Raw genomic sequence first — 12,468 nt, forward strand, 5'->3', positions numbered from 1 at the left:
AGTTCATCTTGTGTTAGCAATTTAGCGATAGCTAAATAAGAATACAGTTCACTGTACCAACAATTTTGGTGCAATCTAATGGAGCTACACGCCTTTTTACACAATAGAGATTATCACAAATTTGATAAAGAGTGATTGCCCCAAAATCTGCGACAATAAATTGATAGCGCCTGATTGATGTCGACATACAGCTCTTGTACACGATAGTTTTTTTAGCGTAAAAGTCCCTTCTTTTTGATTCGTGCAATGATTGTTATAAATTGAACTACACTAAGCTGTACCATGGAAAAAGGGTATAACTATGACAAATAAAGTATTGATCATAGACAGCAATAGTGTTTTAGCTATGCGTATTAAAGTGCTGTTCGAGTTACTGGGCAGTGAAGTGGAACACATACATTACGAAACACTGGATAATCAAACTTGTTTCGCTCACTTTGATGTTATTGCTATTGCTCACGGGATCCCGCCTGAGTATTTTGAAATTTTAGATGTGCTGAGTCAGCATGAGAAAATCATCTTGTTGGCCCCAAAACCAGAAAACTCTGAACACCTGAGTGCCTTTAGCCAGTTAAACCGTGTACTGTCAAATGCAATTGTGATTTACCCATTTTTTGGCAATAAAGAAATTACAGGTTTGCTAGAACGGGTAATGGAAATTGGTGAGCAGGCACAATTGCTGCTGCCAAAAGTGTTATTGGTTGACCATATTCCTTCACGGCTCAAGCAATTGTCGGTGAGCCTCACTGGCGCGCAATTGGATGTGAAAACTGCGAGTAATGCACATGAAGCGGGGTTGTTAGCGAAAGAGCATAGCTTTGATTTGCTTATCTGTGATTTTAACTTGCAAGAAGAAACGGGACTGGATGTTTTTGAACAAGTTAGAAGTTACCATATTAATTGTCGTTGTTTATTAATGACATCAAGAGAGAGTCAAGTTGATACATTAAAAGCAATCCGACAGGGAGTGGAAGATGTTCTGACAAAGCCCGTTGATGAGAATGCGCTATTGCAATCGTTACATAAACTCTGGCAAACAGAGCTGTTGAGGCGGCACAATCAAGAGCTGGTTGAGCGTTTGCAAGACACAGTCGATGCATTGATCGAGCGTGATAGCTTACTGCGGGTCATTTATAAACACACTCCAGATCCGATTATGCTGTTTAACTTAAAAGGGTTTGTAATTGAAGCGAATGATGCCTGTTTAAATCTGTTTGGCCTCAATGCAGAGCAGCTTGAATCCCACTCTATTTTTAATTTATTTGAGCGTCAGTCTGTAGAGGCTTTAAAAAACCGGATTGAAGCCGGTTTGATGGCAAGGCATTTTGACTGTGACTTGGTTCTGCCTAGGCCCGATGGGCTCTCAATTCCTTTAATGGGTACGTTTATTGAAATTGACCATCACGGAGAAATAGGGCTGGCGGCGATTTTCAAAAACGTCGCGCATCTGAAGCGTAAACAGCAGTTACTAGAAGAAGCCAAAGAAGTGTTAGAGGCGGAAGTTCAAGCAAGAACCGCACAACTTCAATCTGCAAAAGAGGCAGCTGAACGCGCGAATATCAGTAAATCAGAGTTTTTAGCAAATATGTCCCATGAATTGCGCACTCCAATGCATTCTATTTTGAGCTTCGCGCGCTTTGGTCTTGATAAGCTGGCCGCGAATGAAGCGCCAATTGAAAAGCTCACCAAGTATTTATCAAGGATCGAAACCAGTGGTGAAAGGTTGCTTCTACTGCTCAATAATTTACTCGACTTGTCGAAATTAGATGCTGGGCGCTTCCCTTTTAATCCTAGTGTTCATAATTTCACCGCCATTCTCGCGGAGGGAGTGGAGGATGTATCCGGATTAGCGATGAAAAAGTGCATTTCTATTAATTTGCATGCACAAGAAAGTGGGATCGAGATTTTATGCGATAGAGACCAAATGGTACAAGTGGTTAGAAACCTATTGGGTAATGCGCTTAAATTCAGTCCGGAAAACAGTCAGGTGCAGGTTTATCTTTCCAGCACTGTGGATACTTTAAACCTGACGATTTGTGATCAAGGAGTTGGTATTCCTAAAGATGAGTTGGAACACATATTTGATAAATTTGCACAAAGCAGCAAAACCAATAGCGGAGCAGGGGGAACAGGCTTAGGCCTTGCTATTTGCAAAGAGTTTGTTCTGTTACATAAAGGGTGTATTTATGCGCGAAATGGCGATAGTGGTGGCGCTGAGTTCGTCATTGAATTGCCCTACAATCAAGGTAACTAGCGACAAGTTAAATCCCCGACTATAACTATATGGAAAGAGCACAAGGAATTTAAATCATGGCACTACAACGAATTTTAGCAGTGGACGATGAACCATTTAACCTCGAAATCATTGAAGAAATTTTAGAAGATCTAGACTTTGAAATCATGACTGCAACCAGCGGGCAAGAGTGTCTGGAAGTTGTTGAGTCCTTTGACCCCCAAGTGATTCTACTGGATGTTAGCATGCCCCAAATGAGTGGCTATGAAGTGTGCAGAGAAATCAAGGCCAACCCCAAATTACAGCATATTATAGTTATGTTTGTATCGGCGCGAGGGTCTGTTGAAGAGCGTATGGAGGGGTACTCTGTTGGCGCCGAAGACTATATTGTAAAACCGTTTGGTCACAGTGAACTAAAAGCAAAACTGTTGCATTTAGGGCAGATGTTATTAGAAAAAGATATTCTAGAGCAGCAAATAGAAGATGCGACAACCACTGCATTTAGCGCGATGGCGACAAGTAGTGAAATGGGCCAAATTGTCAATTTTGTTGAGCAAGTGGGTAATATTCAAGATGTGTCCGAGCTTGCAAATGCGCTGATCAGCTGTCTCGCCAATTTTGGTTTGAGCTGCAATATTGAAATGCGGGTCAGTGGTGAAAGGCAGCACTTTGCTTCTACCGGCTTGTGTTCACCAATTGTGATGGAGCTGTTTGAAATTTTACATTCAAAGGGGCGACTGCATGAGTTTACAAATAGAATACTGGTTAACTACGAGCTGCTAAGCGTACTCATCCTCAATATGCCGTCCGAAGATCCAGATAAACACGGCCGCATTCGTGATCATATATGTTTTATCGTGAGTGTGACAGAGCAACAGTTGTTATCGATTTTGACCAAAGACACTTTGATAAATCAACAGCGAGAGCTAAACGGGGCAATTAAAACCATCCATAGCAAATTTTCCGGTTTGCTATCTATGCTCAACAACAACCGTTCGCAAAACGAAGCAATATTTAAACGCCTTCAAGAGTTGTTTGAATCACGCATTCCTTCAATGGGGTTAGATGAAGATCAAGAGGTGTTTATTTTTACGCATATTGATGAAGCAATTCAGAGTTCTGTAGCGAGAGAGGAGGCAATCGCTCAAGTGAAGGAAGCGTTTGCTGAAATAGAACATGACCTGTGTACACTCACGCGAGATGAACCTTAACGATAGAATTGAAGCTTACTAAGCATCTCTTGGTAAGCCTTTTTCTACAATCCGTATTAGTCGAGCTTTTTTCCGCTCGTCGTGTTGCTTTTTGTGTTGCTGTGCCAGTGCCCATTGAATGTGCTCTTGCACTAATTCACTAACAAGGTGTCGTTTGTTGTTAAGTGCTTCGACAATCTGCTCGTCATAGTTTGCGTTGCCAAGTCCTACAGCAAGGTTGCGTAGCCATCGCTCGTGACCTATACGTCGAATAGGGCTTCCTTCTGTATTTTTTAAAAATGTACTCTCATCCCACGCAAATAGTTCAAGCAGGTCTCTGTCTTTTAGGGTTTTTCGAGGATGAAAATCAGCTTCTTCGGTTAGCTGGCCGAAGCGATTCCAAGGGCAGACGAGTTGGCAGTCATCGCAGCCATAGATGCGATTGCCCAATAAGGGGCGGAATTCTTCCGGGATCGCACCTTGTAATTCAATGGTGAGGTATGAAATGCAGCGTCTTGCATCGACGACATAGGGTTCAACAATTGCGCCTGTTGGGCACAAACTGATACAGGCGTTGCACTTGCCACACCCTTCCTCAACCTTGTTGTTGTCCGGAGGCAGTGGTAAGTCGACAAAAAGCTCGCCAAGAAAAAACCAAGAACCAGCTTGTTTATGAATGAGTAAACTGTTTTTTCCTCGCCAGCCAAGGCCCGCCTTTTCGGCAATTTGTCGTTCTAACACGGGCGCTGAGTCAACAAATGGACGAAACCCATATTGGCCTACTTCTTGTTCGATCCTTTGACCTAATTTTTTTAACCGGTTTCGCAGCACTTTGTGATAATCACGACCCAAGGCATAGCGGCTTATATAGGCTGTTGTATTATTTTTAAGTGCTCGAGCAAAGCTAGCATCCGGCGGAAGGTAGTTCATTTTTACTGATACGATGCTTTTGGTACCAGGGACCAACTCTGCGGGTCGTGCTCGTTTCATACCGTGTGCAGCCATATACTCCATTTCACCGTGATAGCCTAAATCAAGCCATCGCTGGAGTTGTTTTTCATGTTCACTCAGGTCTATATCGGTGATCCCGACCTCTGCAAATCCTAATTCTTTTCCCCAGCACTTAATTTTTTCGGCAAGTTCAGTATAGTTAATAGTAGGTATGGCTTTATTCACGGACTGTCTATTTTGCAAGGTCAATACACGCATAATTTACCACAAATTGCTTATTGCGCCCAAGAAGTAAAGCTGCATGAAGAACAAGCAGCATTAAATTCGGGTACAACGCTCAGTGAGCTGATGCAGCGAGCTGGTCACGCTTTATTTGAACTTGTACGCAATAAAGCGGTTAAAAATATTTTGATTTTCACCGGTAAAGGGAACAATGCTGGTGACGGGTTTATGCTTGCCAAGCGTTGCTTGCATGCGCAAATTAATGTCACTGTGTGCGCACTGTTTGAACCCTCCTTGCTCAAAGGAGACGCGGGGGAAGCCTATCAACTGTTTTGTCGAAGCGGAGGGCATGTCGTTGCACTGCGCTCATGTATAGGCCGAGACTTTGATGCAATCGTTGATGCCGTATTTGGGACCGGATTTAGAGGGGAGCTACCCGATCCAGTCAAAGAGGCGTTTAACCATTTCAAATCCAGTAAAGCTTGGAAACTGGCTGTCGATATTCCCAGTGGTGTAAATGGCTCGACTGCAGAAGTAGCGCCGGACAGCTTTGATGCGGATTCAACGTTGACTTTTATTGCATTAAAGCAGGGGATGCTCACGGGAAGCGCTGCAAGTTTATGTGGTGAATTACTGTTGGCGGATTTAGGTATAGCTCAAGCATTCGGCGAGTTATCTCATACTAACTGCTGTTACCCGGGGGGGAAGTACCTACACTCTCTAAAGCCAGTACGAAGCGCAGATAGTTATAAAAATCAGTGTGGTCACGTTTTATTGGTCGGCGGAGGAAAAGGGATGGCCGGAGCAATTCGGTTGGCTGCTGAAGCGTGTCTGCGTACCGGTGCTGGATTGGTGAGTGTGGCAACTCACCCTGACAATCAAGCTGCTGTGCTGAATGGGCGATATGAATTAATGGTCCATGGCGTTTCTTTACCTAAAGAGTTAGATACCTTACTTGATAAAGCGGATGTGGTTGTAATTGGTCCAGGACTTGGCCAAGATGCTTGGGCAAAAAAAATGTATGCTGCGGTTAAAAACTTCACGGGGTTGGTGGTTTGTGATGCGGATGGCTTGAACTTACTTGCGCAGTCTCACCTTCCATGGCATCGTGCAATATTAACTCCCCATTTTGGGGAAGCTCGGCGTTTGCTAGGTAATACCACGCTAAATATGTCAAAACGCTTTGACATGGCGGAACAATTGAGCAAGGAATATGCAGCTTGTATTGTTCTCAAAGGGCCTGGAAGTTTAATTGTTGATGGCAAACGAATAAATATTAACCGCTCAGGGTGTTCTGCAATGGCCAGTGCTGGGATGGGTGATGTATTATCTGGTATAATCGCGGGTTTATTAGCACAGGGCCTCAGTCGTTATGAAGCGGCGACGCTTGGTGTGTATATTCATGGCCTTGCAGCAGAGCAAGCCGCTCGCGATGGGCATCTTGGCATGCTTGCGAGTGATTTATTTGACCATATTAGAGGTATTATGGGATGAGCCAAAACAGTACTTTAACGCTTTCTCTTAGTGATGAAGAAGCAACCGTCGATCTTGGGCGCAGGCTTGCCTCTTCGATTATTGAGGGCGCCGTATTTTATATGCACGGTGATTTAGGTGCTGGTAAAACCACGATGACTCGGGGCATTGTGCAAGGGTTAGGGCATGCAGGTAACGTGAAGAGCCCAACTTATACACTGGTGGAACCGTACGAGTTACCTTCAAAATCGGTTTACCATTTTGATTTATATCGACTTGGTGATCCTGAAGAGCTTGAGTTTATGGGGATCCGAGATTACTTTGCTGCAAATGCTGTGTGCATTGTAGAGTGGCCAGAAAAGGGCGAAGGATTTATTCCTAACCCAGACATTGATATTTATCTAGCTTATGAGGGTGATGCAAGAACGGTTACGCTCAAAGCGCATAGTGAACGTGGAATACAAGTATTATTAGCTATCAGTAGTTATGCGTAGCGTACATATCAAATATATTCATTTTATAACTATGTGTGTGCTGCTGATGTTCGCAGCACAAACAGTTGCTAAAAATACCATTAAAAATGTGCGCATTAGCCCATCAGCAGAAAGTACTCGGGTGGTATTCGATCTCACTAAAAAGCCCGATTTTAGTTACTTTGTGCTGCAAAAGCCTTTGCGTTTAGTGGTCGATTTTGAAAATACTAAACGCCTACCCAGATTACCAGCGATCCCCAAAAGCCATCGTGTTATCAATAAAATGCGCTACAGTACACCTAAAAAGCGTACTAGCACTCGGGTCGTTTTCGAATTGAATCGACCTACAAAGCCCGTTATTTTTGCACTGGCTCCGACAGGTAAAAGTTCTGATCGCTTGGTGGTTGATCTCTATGGTCAAAAAAAGCCAGTTGCAACCAAGTCTGCTAGTAAGAAGCGCAATGTAAAGCGTGACCGCGATATTATTATCGCCATAGATGCGGGACATGGCGGTCAAGATCCCGGGTCTATAGGACCAACGGGTACGTACGAGAAGCACATTACACTGCAAATAGCTAAAAGACTTGAACGTTTGATTAATAAGCAGCCGGGAATGAAAGCACAGCTTACACGTTCAGGTGATTATTTTCTTAAGTTAAACACCCGTACCGCAAAGGCGAGAAAAAAGCGTGCAGACTTTTTTGTTTCAATTCATGCTGATGCGTTTTCTAGCCCACGGCCCAGAGGCGCCTCAGTATGGACCTTATCGCTGCGCCGCGCTAACTCTGAAATTGGTAAATGGTTAGAGAACAGAGAAAAGCAATCACAATTATTAGGTGGTGCTGCCGGGGTGCTCAAGGACACTGAAAATGAAAAATATCTAGCAAAAACCCTGTTAGATATGTCTATGGATCATTCCATGAAAACAGGTTTTCAAGTTGCGGAGCAAGTCGTGGGGGAGCTGCAAAAAGTTGCTAAATTACATAAAAAAAGACCACAAGCAGCAAATTTTGGTGTACTGAAATCGCCAGATATTCCCTCCATTCTTGTCGAGACCGGGTTCATTTCTAATCCGCAAGAAGAGAAACAGCTGAAAACTGCGTATCATCAACAGCGATTGGCCAATGCTGTTTTTGTTGCGATTAAGCGGTATTATCAAAAGAATCCGCCTGATGACTCTTTATTCGCACGGTTAAAAGAAAAGAAACCGTTACATCACAAGGTTAGGAGAGGCGAGTCACTAAGTGTGTTGGCTGCCAGATATGGTACAACGGTGTCAGCTTTAAAGCGGGCTAATAGATTGAAAAATAATATTTTACATATCGGTCAAGTGTTGACGATTCCAAAGGCGTAAAAATGGCAATTGAAATCTTACCAGCGCGGTTAGCTAACCAAATCGCAGCTGGTGAAGTGGTCGAGCGACCAGCTTCTGTTGTAAAAGAACTGGTAGAAAACAGCATTGACGCTGGGGCTAACCGGATTCAAATAGAGATTGAACGCGGCGGACACAAGCTGATCCGTATTCGAGACAATGGGTCTGGAATTAATAAAGATGAGTTAGCTTTGGCCCTATCTCGGCATGCCACCAGTAAACTTAAGAACTTAGATGACCTTGAAGCAATTGCGTCATTGGGTTTTAGAGGGGAGGCATTGGCCTCAATAAGCTCGGTTTCGAGGTTAACGCTTAGCTCGAAACCGGCGTCTCAAGATACTGCGTGGCAAGCTTGCGCAGAGGGGCGTGATATGGCGGTACAAGTTCAGCCGACGGCACACCCTGATGGAACCACAATCGAAGTCAAAGATTTATTTTTTAATACGCCAGCACGAAGAAAGTTTCTACGCACTGAAAAAACTGAGTTTAGCCATATTGATGAACTTGTGAAAAGGATAGCGCTAAGTCGGTTTGATGTTGCAATCACGTTGACCCACAATCAAAAAGTAGTGCGACAATATCGTGCAAAACAAGATTCTCGCAGCATTGAGCGAGTGGCGCAGGTTGCAGGTAAAGTATTTCAACGCGAGGCCAGTTTCATAGAATCTGGGTATGAAGGTTTAGAGTTGTATGGCTGGGTGCTACCTATTGGCAGTAATACCCAACCACAGTATACCTATGTAAACGGTCGAATGATGCGTGACAAGTTGATCTTGCATGCGATTAGACAGGCTTTCGAAGAGGCGACAGGGAGTCAAGAGACTCCTGGATTTGTGATTTATTTAGAGTTGGACCCTAGGCAAGTGGACGTGAACGTTCACCCCGCCAAACACGAGGTCAGATTTCATCAAGCGCGGCTGGTTCATGACTTTATTGTGCAGGCAATCAAACAAGTTGTTGAACCCAGCTCAGTGCAATTACCATATGCCGAACACGTGACCCAGATTGAACCTGAGTTGGAAATGGATAGACCAGATACTTCGCAAAGCCAAGGGGGGTTGCATCAATCATACAGGACTCCGCTTCGCCAAGAGCGTGCTCAAGTAGCAGAACCTAGTTTATTTAGTGACCGACAATCTAATTCTGATTATCATAGCAGCACTCCTCCCTCAGGTAGAATTAACCAACCCAGTAGTTCAGCTTCTAGAATAAGCAGCGGTTCAGTGTCAGGTCATAAAAAGCAGGTTAATGTAAATCAGCTTTATCAAGCGTTCACAGCCGAGGCCCCAGAACGTCCTGTAAAACATTCGCCATCAGAACATAATACTTCTCAAAAAGAATCTGACACCGTTCAGGAGGTTGAGCAAACTCAGTGGATGGCATTGCCTGAAGGCGCAATTTTATTACAAAGTGACGAAGGGTTAATGCTCTCCCATGGCAGAGAGGGGCTCTGCGCTATGTGGCTGGAGCAAATAGAAACTGATGGCACGTTATTGGGCAAAGCATTGCTACTCCCAGTGCGTGTTAGTCACACTAAAGAAGAGTCGCAAGTATTAGAAAAAGTAAATTCTTGGCTGACGTTGTTAGGTTTCGAGCTGGTTTTTCAAGATGCGCATGTGATGGTTAAAAAGTTGCCTGTCAGTTTATACAGTTTAGATGTAGCCCAGTGTGTATCGCAATTGGTTGAAACCTGCTGTGAGCAGGCAAGTCAGGTAAACGAATTACATTTTTGGTTAGAGTGGTTGCTGAAAAATACCCCTTCAGGGTACTTCCGCTCACAGCATTTTGCTTTGGTTCGTGAAAAAATGCTAAAAAAACAGAAAAGCAGAGCAGCAATTACGGCAAAAGCCGTTAAAATAGACCCCAATTATATTTTAGATTTGTTACCAAAAGGGTATTAGTTTGCAGAATAAACCCGTTATTACGCTGATGGGGCCGACGGCTGCTGGTAAAACAGCCTTGGCCATTGAACTATGTAAGCATTTAGATACTGAGATTATCAGTGTTGATTCAGCGCTAGTATACAAAGGTATGGATGTTGGTACCGCTAAACCTGAACCCAGTGAGTTAGCACAAGCCCCTCATCACCTAATCGACTTGATCGACCCCATAGAAAGCTACTCGGTGGCAGATTTTCGTCGTGATGCGATTGCCCTGATTGATAAACTACACGCACAGGGCAAAATCCCGGTGTTGGTTGGCGGTACAATGATGTATTTCAAAGGGCTTATTGAGGGGTTATCGCCATTGCCAGAAGCCTCCGCACAGATTCGCTCTGAATTAGAGCGTGATGCTGCAGAGCAAGGGTGGCCGGCACTTCACGCTGAGCTGGCTAAAATTGACCCTGAGGCAGCTGAGAAAATAAGCGAAAATGATTCTCAGCGTATTAATCGGGCCTTAGAAGTGTATCGTATAACAGGCAAGCCCATGTCGTTATTGCAAAAGCAAAAACAACCAGAGCTACCTTATACTTTTTACCAATTTGCGATTGCACCTAGCGATCGTAAAGTATTACATGAAAGAATCGAGAAAAGATTTAAAATAATGCTTGATCAAGGGTTTAAAAACGAAGTTTTGACCCTATATAATCGAGATGATTTACATCCTGATTTGCCTTCAATCCGCTGTGTTGGATATCGGCAAATGTGGGAGCATTTAAGCGGTGAATGCGATTACGATGAAATGGTATTCAAAGGTATCGCCGCTACCAGACAACTTGCAAAGCGACAGTTGACCTGGCTTCGTAGTTGGCCAAATGTAACTTGGCTAGAGACCGGAGAGCAAGAAAACTTGCAACGAATTTTAAGTTCGCTAAGCTAATAGTAGTTGAACCGATAATTTGTTTTGTTTTATTCAACTAACTCAACATAATAACACCTAGAACGAAGGATAAGAAAATGGCAAAAGGCCAATCGTTACAAGACCCGTTTTTGAATGTCTTGCGTCGTGAGCGCATTCCAGTTTCAATTTTTTTAGTTAACGGCATCAAATTACAAGGCAAAATCCAGTCTTTTGACCAATTTGTAATTTTACTTGAAAATACAGTGAACCAGATGGTTTACAAACATGCTATCTCAACAGTTGTTCCTGCTAGAGCTGTCAATTTCCAAAATACACAAGGAAATGAAGGCGCAGAACAAAGTGAAGATGGAAATTTTTAATAGATATTAGGAGCATATTGCTTGTTTGACCGTTATGAAGCCGGCGAACAGGCAGTCTTAGTGCACATAGAGTTTCCTAATGAAGGAGATCGTGAAGATCTGCAAGAATTGGAAATGCTAGTATCTTCTGCTGGTGTTAGTAGCGTGGCGGTTGTGCAAGGCAGCCGTCAGGCACCTCACCCCAAGCTATTTGTCGGTACGGGTAAAGCAGAAGAAATTGCCGAGATTGTCAGAACTTATAAAGCAGACGTCATTATATTTAATCACCAACTAAGTCCTTCTCAAGAAAGAAATTTAGAGCATATTTGTCGATGCCGTGTGCTAGATAGAACAACGCTTATCTTGGATATATTTGCTCAGCGAGCAAGAACGCACGAAGGTAAGTTGCAAGTTGAGTTGGCTCAGCTGAGGCATATTTCTACACGCTTGATTAGAGGGTGGACGCACTTAGAGAGGCAAAAGGGCGGGATAGGCCTGCGGGGCCCAGGTGAAACACAATTAGAAACGGACCGTCGACTACTCAGAGAACGTATAAAGAGTATTCGTAAAAGGCTGGATAAAGTCGCCGTTGTTCGAGAACAAGGACGCAGAGCGAGAAGCCGCAATGAAATACCGACAGTGTCACTAGTTGGTTATACGAATGCTGGCAAGTCCACGCTTTTCAACCGAATTACAAATTCCGATGTGTATGCAGCTGACCAACTGTTTGCAACGCTTGACCCGACGCTGCGTAAACTTGAAATTGATGATGTAGGCGCTGTAATACTGGCCGATACGGTTGGGTTTATCAGGCATTTACCTCATGATTTAGTCGCCGCATTTAAAGCGACACTGACAGAGACACGTGAAGCCGATTTGCAGCTTCATGTGGTAGATGTTGCAGATCAAAGAAGAAAAGAAAATATAGAACAGGTACAATCGGTCCTGGAAGAGATTGAGGCAGATGAAATTCCTCAACTGCTGGTCTACAACAAAATTGATTTAGTTGAGGAAATTCAACCTAAAATCGATAGAGACGAAAATGGTGTGCCGATTAGAGTATGGCTTTCAGCGCAAGCGAATGAAGGCATAGAGTTGCTCTCGCAAGCGATATCTGAATTGCTTGCGAAAAAGATGTTTTGTCATCAGCTCTTGGTGCCGCCTGCTTTTGGCAAGTTACGTGGAGCGTTGTTTAATCTCAATGCTGTTCATAGCGAGAGCTACGATGAGCTCGGCAACTGGTTACTTGATGTGAGGTTACCTCAAGCCGACTGGGAGCGACTGAAAAAAGAACAAGGGCCGGAAATAGAACGGTTTATTGCTCAAAATTGAAAAAAATACTAATTCGGCCTAATTCTCTATAAGAATGCGGCAATTTTTGTTAGATTTAATTTAATTCATTTTATAACAATGG

General features: G+C 43.6%; 10 protein-coding genes. 9 read left to right on the plus strand and 1 reads right to left on the minus strand.

What is annotated here, in order from left to right:
* Window positions 1–301: 301 nt before the first annotated feature.
* Both N483_RS16640 and N483_RS16645 read left to right on the plus strand, forming a co-directional pair.
* A complete protein-coding gene (locus N483_RS16640) occupies window positions 302–2,254 on the plus strand; it encodes an ATP-binding protein (RefSeq protein WP_023399896.1) in 1,953 nt (650 codons plus the stop codon).
* A gap of 56 nt (window positions 2,255–2,310) precedes the next feature.
* Complete coding sequence (locus tag N483_RS16645; protein ID WP_023399897.1) at window positions 2,311–3,444, plus strand: response regulator; 1,134 nt, start codon at window positions 2,311–2,313, stop codon at window positions 3,442–3,444.
* Between the two features lie 18 nt (window positions 3,445–3,462).
* Here N483_RS16645 and queG read toward each other — a convergent pair whose 3' ends face one another.
* A complete protein-coding gene (queG, locus tag N483_RS16650) occupies window positions 3,463–4,632 on the minus strand; it encodes a tRNA epoxyqueuosine(34) reductase QueG (RefSeq protein ID WP_052027387.1) in 1,170 nt (389 codons plus the stop codon).
* Between queG and N483_RS16655 the strand changes: the two genes are divergently transcribed.
* From N483_RS16655 to hflX, 7 genes are all read left to right on the plus strand, one after another.
* On the plus strand, window positions 4,612–6,090 hold the full coding sequence (locus N483_RS16655) for a bifunctional ADP-dependent NAD(P)H-hydrate dehydratase/NAD(P)H-hydrate epimerase (protein WP_023399899.1): 1,479 nt from the start codon (window positions 4,612–4,614) through the stop codon (window positions 6,088–6,090). The two genes, queG and N483_RS16655, sit on opposite strands and share 21 nt — an antisense overlap.
* On the plus strand, window positions 6,087–6,563 hold the full coding sequence (gene tsaE / locus N483_RS16660; protein ID WP_023399900.1) for a tRNA (adenosine(37)-N6)-threonylcarbamoyltransferase complex ATPase subunit type 1 TsaE: 477 nt from the start codon (window positions 6,087–6,089) through the stop codon (window positions 6,561–6,563). The genes N483_RS16655 and tsaE overlap by 4 nt, the downstream gene beginning before the upstream one ends.
* A complete protein-coding gene (locus N483_RS16665; RefSeq protein WP_023399901.1) occupies window positions 6,556–7,896 on the plus strand; it encodes an N-acetylmuramoyl-L-alanine amidase in 1,341 nt (446 codons plus the stop codon). Before tsaE ends, N483_RS16665 begins: the two co-directional genes overlap by 8 nt.
* Window positions 7,897–7,898: 2 nt before the next feature.
* The gene (mutL, locus tag N483_RS16670; protein WP_023399902.1) at window positions 7,899–9,815 is read left to right on the plus strand and encodes a DNA mismatch repair endonuclease MutL; all 1,917 of its coding nucleotides are present in this window, start codon (window positions 7,899–7,901) and stop codon (window positions 9,813–9,815) included.
* Between the two features lie 28 nt (window positions 9,816–9,843).
* Window positions 9,844–10,734: a tRNA (adenosine(37)-N6)-dimethylallyltransferase MiaA gene (gene miaA / locus N483_RS16675; protein ID WP_023399903.1), complete on the plus strand. Its 891-nt coding sequence runs from the start codon at window positions 9,844–9,846 to the stop codon at window positions 10,732–10,734.
* A gap of 77 nt (window positions 10,735–10,811) precedes the next feature.
* Window positions 10,812–11,075, plus strand: a complete 264-nt coding sequence (gene hfq / locus N483_RS16680; protein ID WP_023399904.1) for an RNA chaperone Hfq — start codon at window positions 10,812–10,814, stop codon at window positions 11,073–11,075.
* Window positions 11,076–11,096: 21 nt separating this feature from the next.
* Window positions 11,097–12,386, plus strand: a complete 1,290-nt coding sequence (hflX, locus tag N483_RS16685; RefSeq protein ID WP_023399905.1) for a ribosome rescue GTPase HflX — start codon at window positions 11,097–11,099, stop codon at window positions 12,384–12,386.
* The last annotated feature ends 82 nt before the right edge of the window (window positions 12,387–12,468 follow it).

The sequence above is a fragment of the Pseudoalteromonas luteoviolacea NCIMB 1944 genome (genome assembly GCF_001625565.1).
GTDB classification, from domain to species: Bacteria; Pseudomonadota; Gammaproteobacteria; order Enterobacterales; family Alteromonadaceae; genus Pseudoalteromonas; species Pseudoalteromonas luteoviolacea_F.

What these genes read in the sequence shown, in the direction of transcription:
- N483_RS16665 (WP_023399901.1), top strand. Translation starts at nt 6,556, where the DNA reads ATGCGTAGCGTACATATCAAATATATTCATTTTATAACTATGTGTGTG.
- queG (WP_052027387.1), bottom strand. Translation starts at nt 4,632, where the DNA reads ATGCGTGTATTGACCTTGCAAAATAGACAGTCCGTGAATAAAGCCATA.
- miaA (WP_023399903.1), top strand. Translation starts at nt 9,844, where the DNA reads ATGGGGCCGACGGCTGCTGGTAAAACAGCCTTGGCCATTGAACTATGT.
- hfq (WP_023399904.1), top strand. Translation starts at nt 10,812, where the DNA reads ATGGCAAAAGGCCAATCGTTACAAGACCCGTTTTTGAATGTCTTGCGT.
- mutL (WP_023399902.1), top strand. Translation starts at nt 7,899, where the DNA reads ATGGCAATTGAAATCTTACCAGCGCGGTTAGCTAACCAAATCGCAGCT.
- tsaE (WP_023399900.1), top strand. Translation starts at nt 6,087, where the DNA reads ATGAGCCAAAACAGTACTTTAACGCTTTCTCTTAGTGATGAAGAAGCA.
- N483_RS16640 (WP_023399896.1), top strand. Translation starts at nt 302, where the DNA reads ATGACAAATAAAGTATTGATCATAGACAGCAATAGTGTTTTAGCTATG.
- N483_RS16645 (WP_023399897.1), top strand. Translation starts at nt 2,311, where the DNA reads ATGGCACTACAACGAATTTTAGCAGTGGACGATGAACCATTTAACCTC.